The sequence below is a fragment of the Verrucomicrobiia bacterium genome (assembly GCA_019694135.1).
Taxonomy (GTDB): domain Bacteria; phylum Verrucomicrobiota; class Verrucomicrobiia; order JADLBR01; family JAIBCM01; genus JAIBCM01.
This window is the reverse complement of the sequence record JAIBCM010000004.1, coordinates 195604-211169: the sequence shown is the minus strand read 5'-3', so window position 1 is coordinate 211169 and position 15566 is coordinate 195604. Positions and strand designations below refer to the sequence as shown.

Below are 15566 nucleotides of genomic sequence, written 5' to 3'. Positions count from 1 at the left end.
ATGGCAAAAATCGACGCATTTTTTGAACAACTTATTGCAGCTCATGGCTCTGATCTTCATTTAGGTGAAGGTGAGCCACCTAAAATTCGAATCCATGGCGAAATTAGTGCCATCCGAGAACAAATTCTCACGCATGACGAAATGCAACAACTTCTGAAAGAAATTGCAGGTGATAAACGCTGGGAAAAATTTGAGAAAAGTGGAGATCTCGATTTCGCCTACGAAATGAATGAAAACTCTCGATTTCGTTGTAATTTCTTAAAACAAGTCAATGGTTATGGCGCCGTTTTCCGTTTAATCCCCACACAAATTGCTTCCTTGGAAGAACTCGGTATGCCACCAGTAATTAAAAATTTTGCTCATTTGCGAGGTGGTTTAGTTTTGGTTACGGGTCCCACCGGTAGCGGTAAATCCACCACCTTGGCAGCCCTAATCGATTACATTAACACCAACCTATCCCGTCACATTGTAACCATTGAAGAACCCATTGAATTTGTTCACAGCAACAAAAAAAGTGTCATTACCCAACGCGAAGTTCCCAATGATACACCAGAGTTTGCTCGAGGGTTAAAAGCTGCCTTACGCGAAGATTGCGATATCGTGCTCGTGGGTGAAATGCGCGATTTAGAAACAATCTCTTTAGCCCTTACCGCCGCTGAAACGGGTCTCTTAGTTTTCGGCACATTGCATACCAATAATGCGCGAAAAACCATCGACCGTTTAATTGACGTCTTCCCTTCCGATCAACAACAACAAGTCCGCACCATGTTAGCGGCCTCTTTACGAGGAGTTGTTGCACAACTTTTATTAAAACGTTGCGATAAACCGGGACGCTTAGCCGTTAACGAAATCCTCGTCTCCAATCCTGCAGTCGGCGCCATTATTCGCGAAGGCGCCACACAAAAACTGCAAGACGTTCTCGTCGCGGGCAAAGCCGACGGCATGCAACTCATGGACGATGCCATCATGAAAGTTTTAAAATCAGGCCAAGTTTCTCCACAAGAAGCTTACATGAAAGCGATCGATAAACAACGCTTTGCCGCTGCGGCTGGAATTTAAATTTATCTAATCATGTCTCGCGATTTAAATACATGGACCAAACTTGTCTCTGAAAAAATTTTTGAAAAAAATGACGTTCAAGAAATTTTATCGATTTTAATAGATGATAAAGTAAACCAAATAGAAAAGGTCAAGTTTCTTATCGCTTTAACTAAGCGTATTGAGCAACCCCAAGAAGTTGCTGACTTTTCTCTCGTCTTACGCGAAATGGCTAAACCTTTGCCCATTCCTGATGAAATCAGAAAAGAAGGATTTATTGATCTTTGTGGAACAGGTGGTGATGGACGAAATACGTTTAATGTCTCCACCTGTGCTAGTTTTGTAATTGCCGCGGCTGGGATTAAAGTTACTAAACATGGCAATCGCAGCATCACATCAAAATCTGGTGGTTTCGATTTGATCGAAGCTTTTAATATTACTTTTGATGTTACTCCTAAAGAAACTTTAGAGTGTTTTAAGAAAACAAACATTTGTTTTATTTTCGCTCAAAATTATCATCCAATATTTAAAAAAATAGCTCCGCTTCGAAAAGCAGTAGCCAAACAAGGATATCGAACCATTTTTAATTTAATTGGTCCTTTAATTAATCCCGCAAAACCTCCTATCCAATTATTGGGCGTTCCTCATGAAAGTTGGACAGAATGCCATATCGAAGCCTTAAGCCTCATGGGTCTAAGGCGTGCGGCTGTAGTCTGCGGAAAAAACGAAAAAGATGAATATATGGATGAGCTTTCTCCTTTGGGACCTTCGATTTGGCGCGAGTGGAACGGCCATAGTTTTCAGCATAAAACTTATTCACCGAAAAACTTTAATTTTAAAAAAGGTGATAGCAAATTGTTAGAAGTAAAAAGCGCAAAAGAATCAGCTGAAATAATAACTCATATTTTAAAAGGCGAAGATAAAACCATTCGTCGAGATATTGTGGCATTGAATGCGGGGGCTGGCTTATTTTTAACAGATAAAGTGAAAAGTCTGGAAGAAGGCGTTGCTGTTGCTCAAGAAATTTTAGCTTCAGGCAAAGCCTGGAAAAAATTGCAACAGGTATTAGATATCACTTCTCGTCTTAAAAATTGATTTGTGCTCGTGATGAATCGCTTGCTGCGACTACTTTAAAACTCAACGTTTTAAACGCTTGAAACGTTACAAAAAACCCTAACGCCAATAAAACAAGCGTAATACCAAAATTTAAAAAAACGATAGAAGAAATTTTTTGTGAACTAATCAGAATTTTCCCAAAAGAACTTAAACTATGAAACAAAGCAATCCCAGTAATCACTAACATAAAAATCGCCGGTGCTAACGCAGGCCAAGGATTGCGTTGTTGCGTTTTCAACCAAACAGAAACTCCGACTAAAGTAAGAGCCGCTAACAATTGATTGCTCGTTCCGAAAATAATCCAAAACTGTCGCCAAACTCCTTCGGGTGCTATAGATAAATAAATTGCAGGAAACGCCAAAGTTACTGCGGTGGCCCAAACCCCAGCCCATTTCCCTTGCAAACCCAGTAACTCCTGAAAAACATAACGCCCTAAACGTGTGCAAACATCGAGTGTATCAAAAATAAATGTGCTAAACGCAAGCAACCCAAAAGTAATCGCAAACTCCATTGGCACGCCAAAAAAAGAAAGCAAACGACCAATTCCCTGCGCAAAAATAGCATCCGGATTTTTCAACGAAGTTGTCGCAGGCAACACCATTAAAGTAAGCAGCGCTAAAACTGCTACCATTGCTTCGAGCAGCATGGCGCCATACGCCACAGGCTTGATATCCTTTTCGCAATTCAACTGCTTACTCGTTGTGCCACTGGAAACAATCGAATGAAAACCACTACAAGCTCCACAAGCAATCGTGATAAATAAAAAAGGAAATAATGGCCCAATAGGAGAAGTTTCACCACGCCACATAGGAAATTGCAAAGTAAGTTGAGAAGAAAAAGTTCCCACAACCGTTCCCACTATTCCCACTAACAACACCGCATACAAAAATAAACTACCCAAAAAACCGCGCGGTTGCAGCAATAACCACATCGGCAAAATGGACGCAAAAAAACAGTAAACCAACAAAGCCCAATCCCACGTTTTTGTGGCATTCCACGCAGCAGGCCAATTCAACGGATAACGTTGACCAAACCAAATCGCGAAACCAATAGCTAACACACTCACAACAGCCCCGGGCAACAAAGAAGCTTTCCAACGAAAAGTAATTAACCCCAATAAAACACTAATCCCAAGATAAACGACAGCCGCCGTCGCCACCCCTCCGCCAGAAATAGAAATCGCACTTTCGTTTCCAACTCCAAAATTGACAGAAAAAGAAGTCGCCTTAGCAAAAGAAGCCGCCGTCAAATCCGCAAACGCAATAATCACATAAACCAACGAAAGCCAAATAAACAAAAGAAAAACCAAATAAACCGAACGACTCATTCGCTGTCTCACCACCTCCGCAATCGAACAAGCCTTGTGACGAATACTCGCAAAAAGCGAAGCCATATCATGCACACCTCCCACAAAAATCGCTCCCAACAAAATCCAAAGCAAAGCAGGCAACCAACCAAAATAAAGACCCGCTAAAATCGGCCCCACAATCGGCCCCGCAGCAGCGATCGCGCTAAAATGTTGTCCCGTAACCACCGCCGTTCGCGCAGGCACAAAATCCACACCATCATACTGCGCATGCGCTGGGGTCTTTCGATCATCAGGCCTTAACCAGCGAAAAAGAAACCCTCCATAAATTCCATAGGCCAAACTCAGAACCACGCTACAAATAATAATAATTAGCAGCAAACTCATCGCTTTTTTCTAAACCACCCGTTAAAAAAAGCAAACCTATGATTATTCGAGCCACATGCCTGCTACCCATGACGGGACCTCCTATTTCGCCAGGTTGGCTCGAAATTCAAAACGATAAAATCATCCAAATACAATCTGGCACACCATCTCATTGCGATCTAGATCTTGCGGGTTATCTTATCGCACCCGGCCTCATCGATTGCCATTGCCACCTAGATTACACTTTACTGCGAAATCGTATTCCTCCAACCCAATCCTTTGTCGATTGGCTAAAAAAAATCATCCAGCTCAAAACCACATTCTCATTAGAAGATTATCGCCAATCTATTCTTAATGGTTTTGAAGAATTGATCGATCATGGCACGACAACCGTTCTGAATATCGAATCATTTCTCGATGTCATTGCTACACTACAACCACCCATTCGGACCTACTGGGCAATAGAAGGGATTGATATCAAAACGCCATTTCATTTTCCGAAAAAAAACCAAGCGCTTTCCCCCCACGCCCCCTACACCGCTTCAGAAACCCTCTACCAATTCGCCAAACAAGAAGCAGAAAAAAATAAAAAACTCTTTACTACCCATGTCAACGAATCCTATGAAGAAAACGAAATGTTTCTTTCGCGATCAGGAAAACTCTACGATTTTTTAAGAGAACTCGGTCGCGACATGTCCGATTGCCAAGGTAAAGACGCTTTAAACTGTCTTTTAGAAAAAAAAATGTTACCTCAAGGCGCTTTACTAACACATTGCAATTATTTAACAACTAGCGCGTTTGAAAAAATTAAAAAAATAAATGCTGTAATCGTTCACTGTCCAGAAACTCATGCTTATTTCAATCGAAAACCTTTTCCTTACGACCATTTTCATCAACACCATATCCCTGTAGTTTTGGGCAGCGACAGTTTAGCAAGTGCCTCCACCTTAAGCCTCCTCGCCAATTTGCAACAATTTCATCGCACCCAACCCAAACTGTCTTATAAAACTTTATTGCGCATGGTAACCCTCGATGCTGCAAACGCGTTGCGACAAACCGATCAACTCGGCTGCTTTAAACCAGGCGCTTTCGCCGATGTTATTGCGGTTCCATTCTCTCCCCAAAATGACCCTTATGAAACCATGGTCAATTATACCAAAAAAGTTCCTTTTGTTATGAGTGCCGGAAAAATTTTACGAGCTGTTTAACATGACAAATTCATTTGAAAATTTTTTATCCAACGAACTTAAAATAATCCAACAACAAAACCTGCTCCGCCAACTCCATAATCGAAACGAAAAACCTTACTACAATTTTTCTTCCAACGATTATTTAGGACTAAATCATCACCCTGCTTTAAAAGAAGCGGCTATTCAAGCGCTGGAAGATTACGGATCAGGAACAGGCGCCTCACGTTTAATTTGTGGCCATTTCAAAATTCATCAACAACTCGAAGAAGCGCTTGCTCAATTTAAAAAAACAGAAGCTGCGCTAACTTTTTCCAGCGGCTATGCAACAGCCGTGGGAGCGATTCCCAGTTTAGTGGGTAAGGAAGATGTCATTATTTTAGATAAATTATGTCACGCTTGTCTTATCGACGCGGCAAAACTAAGCCAAGCAAAACTTCGCATTTTTAAACACAATCACCTTGAACAACTCGAAAGCCATCTCAAATGGGCGCAATCTCATAAAAAAGAGAAAAAAAGTAAAATATTGATCATTACCGAAGCCGTTTTTTCTATGGATGGCGATTGGTCGCTTCTTAAAGAAATCGTAACTTTAAAAGAAAAATATGGGGCTTGGCTTTTTGTCGACGAAGCCCATAGCACCGGCATTTTCGGCAAAACACGAGCGGGTCTCTGTCAACATTTAAATGTCAACGATCATGTTGAAATCCAAATGGGCACCTTAAGCAAAGCGATTGGTGTTAGCGGAGGTTATATTGCAGGTTCACGATCTCTCATTGATTTTCTCATCAATCGCGCGCGCAGTTTTATTTTCTCCACTGCTGTGCCAGCGACCAATGCTGCAGCTGCTTTGGCCAGCCTCCGACTTATTTCCTCCGCAGAAGGCCAGCATCGCTGTGAAACTCTGTGGCAACTCGTCGATCAATTCAAACAAGGTTTGGTAAATAATACTTTAGGTCAAAGCCCCATCTTTCCTATCATTTTGGGAGATTCTAAAAAAGCGCTTACAGCCGCTGAAAATTTAAAAGCAAAAGGATTTTGGATTCCAGCCATTCGCTATCCCACCGTTCCCAAAAATCAAGCACGCCTACGGGTTACGTTATCTGCCAGCCATTCCTCTCAAACAATTACAGAATTGATCGAGACTTTAAATGCGATAATTTAATTTTGCATGATCACCAAAGACGACGTCGCCACCGCCCTCGCGGATATTGCCATTTTTATGGAATTAAAAGGAGAAAACCCTTTTAAAACACGTGCCTACCAAAATGCAGTAAGAATCATACAAACCACGACAGGCGATCTATCAAAAATGGTAGAAGAAAATCGTTTGGAGGAATTGCCAGGCATTGGTAAATCCATGCAAGAAAAAATTACAGAACTTGTTAAAACGGGTCGATCCCAGTATCTTGAAGAACTCAAAACCTCTTTTCCTCCTCATTTGACGGAGCTTTTTCAAATTCCCGGCCTGGGTCCTAAAAAAATTAAATTACTCTATGAAAAATTGAACATCGACTCCGTTGATTCCTTAGAAAAAGCATGTCTGGAAGATCGCGTCGCTCACATTCCCACTTTGGGAAAAAAAACTCAGGAAAATATTCTCGCGCGTATTGCGCAACGCCGAACCTTTAGCGAAAAACATCGTTATGGCGATGTTATTGCTCTCGCGGAAACGCTGGTCGATTCCTTACGAAAATGTCCTGCAGTTATTCGAGTTAGCATGGCAGGGAGTTTTCGACGCGGTAAAGAAGTAGTAAAAGACTTAGATCTGCTCGCCTCTTCGCCTCGCCCCAAAGAAGTAATGGATTATTTTGTTTCGTTGCCACTGGTGGTTGAAGTTGTCAATCATGGCGACACAAAATCCAGCGTCTTATTAGAAGACGGCTTAGCTTGTGATCTTCGAGTTGTAAGCGATAAAGAATATCCTTACGCCTTGCACCATTTTACTGGAAGCAAAGAACATAATATCGCCATGCGCCACCGCGCTATTGAACGCGGCATGAAAATGAGTGAATGGGGACTTTTCAGGATTTCAAATTCCGAATCAAATCCAGTCGAAGAAGAAGAGTTGATTCTTTGTAAAACAGAAGAAGAAATTTTCAATCAACTTGGCTTGGACTATATTCCACCCGAACTTCGCGAAGACCTAGGTGAAATTCAAGCAGCCGAAAATCATGCCATTCCTCAATTAATCGAATGGACCGAAATTTGCGGCACATTCCATTGTCACACCACCGCTAGCGATGGTCGAAGTTCGCTTCAAGAAATGGCGGAAGCGGCCCAAACGTTGGGCTTGAAATATCTCGGCATTGCAGACCATAGCAAGGCCGCTTTTCAAGCTAACGGCCTTTCTGAGGAACGACTTTTGAATCAAATAAAAGAAATCCAACAATGGAATAAAACATCAGAAGAATTCAAACTTTTGGCCGGTTGCGAAGTCGATATTTTAAAAAACGGTCAACTCGATTTTTCTGACGATATTTTAGAGCAACTTGATTATGTCGTTGCATCCGTTCACAACTCCTTCTCTCAGGATGAAGCCACTATGACACAACGCATTATCCAAGCAGTCGAAAATGAACATGTTACTTTTATTGGCCATCTCACAGGCCGTCTTTTACTAGAACGCGACGGTTATGCTGTGAATGTGAAAAAAGTTATCGAAGCTTGCGTCGCTAATGACACGTGGATTGAACTCAATGCCAATCCTTATCGGCTCGACATGGATTGGCGCTGGTGGAAACTAGCTCGCGATTTAGGCGTAAAATGCGTCATTAATCCCGACGCGCATCACACCTCACAATTAGCTTTCTTACGAATCGGCATCAATATTGCCCGCAAAGGTTGGCTCCGAAAACAAGATGTAATCAACACTCTGCCTTTGAAAAAAATAAAAGAAATACTCTAATATTTTTGCAAAAAACCGACCTAGGGTTTGCCACCGAAACTCACATAATCGTCTAGATCCAAAAGATCAAAAAGCGTAGCAATATCACTTCGATGAGGAGCTAGTTCAGAATGAGTTTTTTGCACAAAATCTCGGAACTCCACATCGCTTGCGACTTCCTGTTCACGATAACGCGACCATTCAGCAATTTCCCAAGCCGTTGGTTTATGTTTCGCATGAGCCGTGATCCATTCTAAAATTTCTCGATCACCTTTATCTCGAGCAACCTGCTCCTTCAGTTCATCCGCAGAAATATCCACAAAACTCAAAAAACGTTTATCCAAAGGACAATCAAAATGATATTCCCCTATTTTGCCAGCGATATCGGCGCGACATTTATCCAAACAACGAGGCAAAATTACATAACCTCCTAAACGAACCCGAGGACTACGAGGGGAACGTTGCGTTAAATCATTCACAGACATTTTCATAATTAAAGCTCCTTTCGTTCATTTTTTAAGACCTTCAATATGTAACGTTTGTGTAGGGAAAGCAAATTCGATTCCAGCCGCGTCAAATTTTTCTTTAATCGCCAGATGAATCGGTGTCATCATACCCCAATATTCTCGACCGGTCGTATAAACTGCCCAAAAAACAATTTCGATCTCCAAAAAATAATCGGCCATTTGTCTAAAATGCGTCACATAACTTTCAACTTCAGGAAAATCCAACCTTCGTTTTGCCTCCTCAATAATTTCCTCTAACAACTTCATTGCCCGCTCAATTTTTTCTCGACTACTATCATATGTAATACCCACTCGAATATTCGTGTTAACAAATCGTCCACGCGATAAATTGCGAATTTGTTTATCAACCAAATCTTTGTTAGGAAGATTAATGCGAATTCCATACAACGAGGTCAGCTCCACACTTCGCAAACCCATACGCGTCACAAAACCATCATAATCAGAAAAAGTAATGCGATCGCCCACTTTAAAAAGTCGATCAGCCAAAATTTCTACTGAACCAATCAAATTAGCCAAAGTGTTTTGCGCTGCCAATGCCACCGCAGCGCCTAAAAATCCTAAACCCGTAATTAAGCCTAGCACCTTAATCCCGGCTTGATCCAAAATCATAATTAAGGCCACGAACAAAATAAGAAATTTTGATGCCTGTCCTAAAAGACGAATCATTTGGGTATTCAGATCTCGATCAGCCTGTTGCCATTTTCTTTGCAAAAGAGAAAGAATAATATCCACCAAACGAAAAAGAAAAACCACCACCGCAAATCCATAAATCCAGACAGCTAAATACTCCACCCGCTGCCAAAGCCAACCTGGCATATGTTTAAAAACCGACTTGGCCGTATTCAAAAAAAACACCACCATTACCAGACACAAAGGAGCAGAAATCGCGCCTCCGATCGCATAAGCCGCAGGGATTTGTTTATTTTTCAAAATCTTGACTAAAAAACGAATCCCGAAACGATTCACTAACCAAACTGCTAATAAACCTATAACAACGATGATGCCAAATTGAATCCATTCAGATAAATTCGTATGGCGATGTAACGATGCCACTGTCGTGCGGATATTTTCAACTGCATTCGTAACCGATTCCATGACTACGATTGTGAATGAATTGATTGCTTGAGAAAAGTGATAATTGCTTTTTGAACATGCAAACGATTTTCTGCTTCAGTAAAAATAGTTTCTGCATGCCGCTCTAAAACAGAGTCCGTAATTTCCAAACCACGATAAGCGGGCAGACAATGCAACACAAGCGCGTCGGGTTTAGCCAAAGAAAGAATCTTTTCGTTAATTTGATAACCGCCTAACGCTTTTAATCGCGTTTCCTTTTCCAATTCCTTCCCCATAGAAACCCAAACATCGGTATAAAGCACGTCAGCATTCTTGACCGCTTCTTCAAGCGAAGCAGTAACCTTCACGCCCGTTTGTTTGACTAACATTTCCGAAGGTTGATAACCAGAAGGCGCCGCAATAATTAACTCAAACTGCAACTGCTTTGCCGCTAGCATCCAGGAAGCCGGAACATTGCACGCCCCATCACCAATAAAAACCACGCGCTGCTTTTCAATAGGACCACGCAATTCTTCAATGGTAAAAATATCAGTCAAAATTTGGCAGGGATGCTCTTCATCCGTTAATGCATTAATCGTAGGAATTTTACTGTAACGCGCAAAATCTACCACATCTTGCTGAGCAAAAGTGCGAATCACTGCGCCATGTGCCATACGACCAATAACCCGTGCCGTGTCACGAATCGGCTCGCCTCGTCCCAACTGAATATCATGCGCAGCAAGAAAAATGACATTTGCGCCCAATTCGCGAAGCCCCACCTCAAAAGAAACACGCGTGCGCGTGGAAGCTTTAGAAAAAATCAAAGTCCAAGTTTCTCCGCGCAAGGGTTGAATCAAATGACGATCCATTTTTAACTTTTTTGTTAAAGCTAAAACTTCGCGAATGTCTTGAGCCGAAAAATCTAAAATAGAAAGAAAATGCCTCATGCCATCTATTCAAGCACGATTTCCGTGCCAAATCCAGCATCGGTAAAAAGTTCTAATAAAAGTGAGTGCGGCTTGCGCCCATCGACAAATTGCACCTTACCCACTCCTCGTTTGACAGCATCCAAAGCGCTTTCAATTTTTGGCAACATGCCACCAGATAACACGCCTTCTTTTTTTAATCGCTCCACATCGGCCTCATTCACGCTTGAAATTAAACTTTTTTCATCATTACGGTCCCGAAGAATTCCAGGAACGTCGGAAAGATAAATTAATTTCGTTGCCTGCAACGCAATCGCCGCTTGCATAGCCGCCAAATCCGCATTCACATTAAGACAGTTGCCCTGAACATCGCAACCTAAAGGCGACAACACAGGAATGATGCTATGCCGCAAACAAGCTAACAAAGGTTTTTTATTCACATGCGCGACTTCACCGACAAAACCTAAATCCACACTCTCACCATTTTCCAAAATTAAAGGTGACGCTTGATGCGCTTGAAACACTTCTTTGCCAGAAATGCCACGAGCATAAACATCAAAACTTTCCAAAGTTTTGACTAAAACAGGATTCACTTCTTGATCCAAAACCGTTTCGACTAATTGAATAGAAGCCAAATCCGTAACGCGATGCCCTTGCACAAAATGCGCATTTAACCCGCTGGCATTCATTTTTTGTGTAATAGCTTTTCCTCCGCCATGCACAACAACAGGATGCATACCCACCACATCCAACAAAGCAATATCGCGCAACACCAGATTAACCAAATTGGGATCCTCCATGGCGCTCCCGCCAAATTTAATCACCAAAATCGCCTCGCGAAATTGTTGAAGATAAGGCAATGCTTCAATTAAAACTTTAGCACGATCTTCGGCAGAAATCATAATTTAAAAAACTATCACAATGGCTTTATTCGGATAAATTCAATTTCACATACTCTTCGGTAAGGTCACTAGTATAGAGAGTGTATTCACCTTCTCCTAAATGCAGATGAATCGTAATTTGAAAATGAGGTTTAGAAACAATGTGCTTTAATTTCGTCGCAGGATAATCGGTTTGCTTCCCATTTCTTACCACAAGCAAACCATCATAATAAATATCCACCAACTCCTCCCTCACCCGCGCTGAAGAATAACCCAAAGCTGCCATCAATCGTCCCCAGTTAGGATCGTTACCAGCCCACGAAGTCTTCACCAAACAGGAACGGGAAATCGCTTCCGCCGCTATTTTAGCAGCGCGCGTATTCGCAGCGCCTTTAATCGCAACCGTGACCAATTTACTGACTCCTTCCCCGTCTAACACTATTTTCTTGGCCAGTTCACGTGTCACAAAATTAAGCGCAGTTTGAAAAACGTCGAGCTCGGGGTGATAACTTTTCAAAATAGGATTTTTAGCCTGCCCATTTGCCAGTATCAAAACCGTGTCATTGGTGCTCATATCCCCATCCACACAAATACTATTAAAGGATTGTTCTACAGCAACGTGCAAACAGCGATTCAACGTTTTTCGATCAATCGCCGCATCAGTCGTAATAAAACATAGCATGGTGGCCATAGTAGGATCAATCATACCAGCCCCTTTTGCGCAGGCCCCCAAATGAACCGTTTTCGCGCCAATTTTAAATCGCACGGCGATTTCTTTTTCGACCGTGTCAGAAGTCATAATCGCTTTAGCCGTAGCATGAGCGCCTTCATGCGTTAAATGTTTTATCGCTCGAGAAATGCCCCGTCGCACTTTTTCCATGGGTAACAATCGTCCAATTCGACCCGTCGAACAAACGAACACTTCTTTTTCGCGACATCCCAACATCATGGCCGCCAAATTCGTCATTTCTTTAGCGTCTCCAATTCCTTGAACACCCGTGCAAGCATTGGCATTGCCGCTATTTGCCAAAATCGCGCGAGCCAAATCACTTTTTAAATGTTCTATGGAAACGTGAACAGGCGCCGCCTTGATTTGGTTGGTAGTAAAAGTGCCAGCCGCCACGGCAGGCGTTTCACTCACAATCAACGCCAAATCTAACTTTCGATTTTTTTTAATATTAGCGCTTACGCCGCTCGAAACAAAACCTTGAGGCGTTGTTACTCCACCCTGTTTTACCAGGACAAACTTTTTAAGTTTCATCGCGTTAAGCCTTCTGTTTCATTCCAGCCCATCATGATATTAAGACATTGAATCGCTTGACCACCAGCGCCTTTAGTTAAATTATCCAATGCGGAAAAAATCAATAAACGCGACGTGCGAGAATCGACGCGTACCGCAATATCGCAACGGTTCGTCCATGCCACATGTTTAATTTCTGGCAAACTACGAGTCAAAAACCGAACAAACGGTTTTTTATCATAAAAACGTGTATACCCTGTTTCTACTTCCTGCTGAGACGGAAGACTCTTTTTGTCGCGAGGTTCCACGACGATGGAAGTAAGAATGCCACGTCGTACAGGAAGCAAATGCGGCGTGAATTGAACCGCGACCGGTTGATTCGCAACACGTGAAAGTTCCTGTTCAATTTCAGGAATGTGACGATGATGTCCCACGCTGTAAGGTTTTACATTTTCATGGCACTCGGCAAAAAGCAACGCAAGATCCGCTTTACGACCGGCTCCCGAAACGCCACTCAATGAATTAATCACAATAGAATCCGTTTTAATTTTATTTTCTTTCAATAACGGCGCGAGCGCTAACAAAATCGAAGTGGGATAACAACCCGGACAAGCAATGAATTGAGCTTGAGCAATCGCTTCACGATACAATTCAGGATTACCGTAAACTGCTAAATTAAGTAGTGTTTGCGAAGCAGGTTGCGCATTGTAATATTCCACATAGCGATTGCGATCTTTGAGTCGAAAATCAGCGCTGAGATCAATAATTTTTTTGCCCGTTTTCAATAACGATTCCACAAGAGGTGTTGCTTCACCATGAGGCATCGCCAGAAAAAAAACATCCGCGTTAATGGTCGTTAACTCTGGCGCAGTAAAAGACATCATTTCCGCCTCAACAAGATGCGGATAAATTTCGACAATACGTTTTCCAACATATTGTCGCGAGGTAGCTGCAGCCAGTTCTAGCATAGGATGACGAAGCACCAAACGCATGAGTTCTTCGCCCGTGTAACCGGATGCCCCAATAATTGCCGCTGTTATTTTTTTCATAATCCCACAGGTTTCACCCATTTACCTATCGGATTTCCAACCATTTTTCCATCTTGAAATATACAATGCCCTCTCAAAAAGGTTCTGACTACCTTGCCACGAAGCTGACGTCCGATATAAGGCGATTGAGGGTGGCGATAAAACAGTTTTTTAGCTGTAACTTCCTCTATTGCATTAAGATCAGCAATAAAAAAATCAGCATCCGATCCTACATTTAATCTACCTTTTTGAGGAAAAATCTGAAAACGATCCGCTACTTGAGTAGAAAGCCATCGGGTTAATTGTTCGGGTAAAACATGGCGTTGTGTCATGCCTTCTTCAGTTAAAAGTGAAAAAGTGTGTTGAACTCCTGAAATGCCGCCCCAAACTTGGAAAAAATTATCTTTCTGTTTCATCTCAGGTGGGCAAGGAGAGTGGTCCGATCCAATGATATCGATGCGATCGTTTTTTAACTCATTCCACAATTTTTCTTTTTCTTCACGCGAACGAACAGGTGGCGCACATTTAGCAATCGCGCCCAATTTCTCCACATCTTCTTCCGTCAAAACCAAATAATGAGGACAGGTTTCGCAGGAAACATTAACTCCTTTTTGCTTCGCGCTAGTAATTAAAGCAATGCCCTCCGCACAACTGACATGCACCACGTGCAAAGCACAACCGGTTTCCGCTGCTAGCTCGATTGCTTTTTGAATCGCTTCCAACTCGCTAGCAATCGGTCGAGAGTTAAGATAGTCGCGAATGGTAAAACGTTTTTCAGCAAGCGCTCGTTGTGTCAACGCTGCGGTCATCGTCTCGGATTCCGCATGCACGGCAACTATTTTCCCTGAACGCGACGCGATTTGCATTCCTTTTTTTAACGAAGCCAAGTCGACACGGGAAAATTCGGCAATGCCACTGTCGCTCATGAACGCTTTAAAACCGATCACCCCTTCATCTGCCAACGCTTCCAAATGATCTAAATTTCCCGGAACTAAACCACCCCAAAATGCAAAGTCAGTATAAGATTTTTGAGTGGCAACTTTTGCTTTTTCGTGAAGTCTCTCGACATTTAAAACGGGAGGATCCGAATTAAGTGGCATATCAAAAAAAAGTGTTCCACCTCCGGCAGCCAATGCTTGAGAACCGGTTGCAAGCCCTTCCCAAGATTCGCGACCTGGTTCATTAAAATGCACGTGAGCATCAATGATGGCGGAAAAAAGATGCAATCCTTGAGCATTAATCGTTTCACGAGATTTAGCATTAAGATCGGGACCAATCGCAACAATTTTTTCATTTGCAACAGCAACCTCTCCCAGAAAAGATTTTGTTTCAGTTACGATCGTAGCGTTTTGAATCAATAAATCGCAGTCCATGGATAACTGACAAATAAACGACCCGTTTTACGACACAAGCCGAAAGATTATTCTATTTTTCAAGTAATAAAATAACCACAAAAAAAATTCGGCAAAGAAGCTCCCTTGCCGAGTTTACTTTTTTAAAGTGCTATCAATTATTTTAAAACTTTTTCAATCGCGCTTTCTTGCAAATCCATCGGATGCCCTTCCCACACGATTTTCCCAGTTTTATCTATCAAAAACGCATGAGGAATTCCCTCAACATCAAAAGGTTTGCTGTAATCGCCCTTTTCATCCGAAGCCACATGATATTTCATCGGGGTTGTTTCCATGAATTTTTTAATGACCGATTTCGGCTCGTTGCTAATTCCGACAATTTGCAATCCTTCTTTTTGATATTTTTCGTAAATTTCATTCAAATGCGGAATACTTTTGCGACAAGGCGGACACCAAGTTGCCCAAAATTCCACTAAAACCGGTTTCCCTTTAATATCTGGCGCAGTAGCTTTAATAAAATCCAATCCTTTAAAAGGTGGCAACGGTTTTCCGACCATATCAGCCGTAGAGGCAATGGAGGAGCTGGCAACCGCAAATAAAATTGCGGCGATTAACAAACAACGATTTAAATTTAGTTTCATAGATACTTTCTATTTTAT

Annotated in this window: 14 protein-coding genes; 5 read left to right on the top strand and 9 right to left on the bottom strand. The window is 42.1% G+C overall.

Annotated features, from left to right (window positions below):
- Together K1X66_07585 and trpD are read left to right on the top strand one after the other, a co-directional pair.
- Positions 1–1059, top strand: coding sequence for a type IV pilus twitching motility protein PilT (locus K1X66_07585; protein ID MBX7158230.1), 1059 nt, complete (start codon positions 1–3; stop codon positions 1057–1059).
- A gap of 12 nt (positions 1060–1071) precedes the next feature.
- Positions 1072–2133 carry an anthranilate phosphoribosyltransferase gene (gene trpD / locus K1X66_07580; GenBank protein MBX7158229.1) on the top strand — a complete coding sequence of 354 codons (1062 nt, stop codon included), beginning with the start codon at positions 1072–1074 and terminating at the stop codon, positions 2131–2133.
- On the opposite strand, the gene K1X66_07575 is transcribed toward trpD, so the two are convergent.
- Positions 2123–3847, bottom strand: a complete 1725-nt coding sequence (locus K1X66_07575) for a carbon starvation protein A (protein MBX7158228.1) — start codon at positions 3845–3847, stop codon at positions 2123–2125. The genes trpD and K1X66_07575 overlap by 11 nt on opposite strands.
- 38 nt (positions 3848–3885) lie before the next feature.
- Here K1X66_07575 and K1X66_07570 point away from each other — a divergent pair, with 38 nt between their 5' ends.
- Genes K1X66_07570 through polX form a run of 3 tightly spaced genes read left to right on the top strand, consistent with a single transcriptional unit; the run spans position 3886 to position 7921 of the window.
- A complete protein-coding gene (locus K1X66_07570; GenBank protein ID MBX7158227.1) occupies positions 3886–5034 on the top strand; it encodes an amidohydrolase family protein in 1149 nt (382 codons plus the stop codon).
- 1 nt (position 5035) lies between these two features.
- Positions 5036–6178 (top strand): 8-amino-7-oxononanoate synthase, encoded by a 1143-nt coding sequence (gene bioF / locus K1X66_07565; protein ID MBX7158226.1) that lies wholly within the window; start codon positions 5036–5038, stop codon positions 6176–6178.
- A gap of 6 nt (positions 6179–6184) precedes the next feature.
- Positions 6185–7921, top strand: a complete 1737-nt coding sequence (polX, locus tag K1X66_07560; protein MBX7158225.1) for a DNA polymerase/3'-5' exonuclease PolX — start codon at positions 6185–6187, stop codon at positions 7919–7921.
- Between the two features lie 20 nt (positions 7922–7941).
- On the opposite strand, the gene K1X66_07555 is transcribed toward polX, so the two are convergent.
- From K1X66_07555 to K1X66_07520, 8 genes are all read right to left on the bottom strand, one after another.
- Positions 7942–8385 carry a DUF5069 domain-containing protein gene (locus tag K1X66_07555; GenBank protein MBX7158224.1) on the bottom strand — a complete coding sequence of 148 codons (444 nt, stop codon included), beginning with the start codon at positions 8383–8385 and terminating at the stop codon, positions 7942–7944.
- Positions 8386–8409: 24 nt separating this feature from the next.
- Entirely contained in the window at positions 8410–9522 is a 1113-nt protein-coding gene (locus K1X66_07550) for a mechanosensitive ion channel family protein (protein MBX7158223.1), read from the bottom strand.
- 2 nt (positions 9523–9524) lie between these two features.
- A complete protein-coding gene (gene argF / locus K1X66_07545; protein ID MBX7158222.1) occupies positions 9525–10427 on the bottom strand; it encodes an ornithine carbamoyltransferase in 903 nt (300 codons plus the stop codon).
- A 5-nt stretch (positions 10428–10432) separates the two neighbouring features.
- Positions 10433–11308, bottom strand: coding sequence for an acetylglutamate kinase (argB, locus tag K1X66_07540; protein MBX7158221.1), 876 nt, complete (start codon positions 11306–11308; stop codon positions 10433–10435).
- A gap of 25 nt (positions 11309–11333) precedes the next feature.
- The gene (gene argJ, locus K1X66_07535) at positions 11334–12548 is read right to left on the bottom strand and encodes a bifunctional glutamate N-acetyltransferase/amino-acid acetyltransferase ArgJ (protein ID MBX7158220.1); all 1215 of its coding nucleotides are present in this window, start codon (positions 12546–12548) and stop codon (positions 11334–11336) included.
- On the bottom strand, positions 12545–13576 hold the full coding sequence (gene argC / locus K1X66_07530) for an N-acetyl-gamma-glutamyl-phosphate reductase (GenBank protein MBX7158219.1): 1032 nt from the start codon (positions 13574–13576) through the stop codon (positions 12545–12547). The genes argJ and argC overlap by 4 nt, the downstream gene beginning before the upstream one ends.
- Positions 13573–14928, bottom strand: coding sequence for an allantoinase AllB (allB, locus tag K1X66_07525; GenBank protein ID MBX7158218.1), 1356 nt, complete (start codon positions 14926–14928; stop codon positions 13573–13575). The genes argC and allB overlap by 4 nt, the downstream gene beginning before the upstream one ends.
- Before the next feature lie 137 nt (positions 14929–15065).
- A complete protein-coding gene (locus tag K1X66_07520; GenBank protein MBX7158217.1) occupies positions 15066–15548 on the bottom strand; it encodes a TlpA family protein disulfide reductase in 483 nt (160 codons plus the stop codon).
- Between the last annotated feature and the right edge of the window lie 18 nt (positions 15549–15566).

Bases quoted from the DNA above. Each gene is read 5' to 3' on its own strand.
- K1X66_07520 (MBX7158217.1), bottom strand. From the start codon at position 15,548: ATGAAACTAAATTTAAATCGTTGTTTGTTAATCGCCGCAATTTTATTT.
- argJ (MBX7158220.1), bottom strand. From the start codon at position 12,548: ATGAAACTTAAAAAGTTTGTCCTGGTAAAACAGGGTGGAGTAACAACG.
- argB (MBX7158221.1), bottom strand. From the start codon at position 11,308: ATGATTTCTGCCGAAGATCGTGCTAAAGTTTTAATTGAAGCATTGCCT.
- K1X66_07555 (MBX7158224.1), bottom strand. From the start codon at position 8,385: ATGTCTGTGAATGATTTAACGCAACGTTCCCCTCGTAGTCCTCGGGTT.
- K1X66_07575 (MBX7158228.1), bottom strand. From the start codon at position 3,847: ATGAGTTTGCTGCTAATTATTATTATTTGTAGCGTGGTTCTGAGTTTG.
- K1X66_07550 (MBX7158223.1), bottom strand. From the start codon at position 9,522: ATGGAATCGGTTACGAATGCAGTTGAAAATATCCGCACGACAGTGGCA.
- allB (MBX7158218.1), bottom strand. From the start codon at position 14,928: ATGGACTGCGATTTATTGATTCAAAACGCTACGATCGTAACTGAAACA.
- argF (MBX7158222.1), bottom strand. From the start codon at position 10,427: ATGAGGCATTTTCTTTCTATTTTAGATTTTTCGGCTCAAGACATTCGC.
- bioF (MBX7158226.1), top strand. From the start codon at position 5,036: ATGACAAATTCATTTGAAAATTTTTTATCCAACGAACTTAAAATAATC.
- argC (MBX7158219.1), bottom strand. From the start codon at position 13,576: ATGAAAAAAATAACAGCGGCAATTATTGGGGCATCCGGTTACACGGGC.
- K1X66_07585 (MBX7158230.1), top strand. From the start codon at position 1: ATGGCAAAAATCGACGCATTTTTTGAACAACTTATTGCAGCTCATGGC.
- polX (MBX7158225.1), top strand. From the start codon at position 6,185: ATGATCACCAAAGACGACGTCGCCACCGCCCTCGCGGATATTGCCATT.
- trpD (MBX7158229.1), top strand. From the start codon at position 1,072: ATGTCTCGCGATTTAAATACATGGACCAAACTTGTCTCTGAAAAAATT.
- K1X66_07570 (MBX7158227.1), top strand. From the start codon at position 3,886: ATGATTATTCGAGCCACATGCCTGCTACCCATGACGGGACCTCCTATT.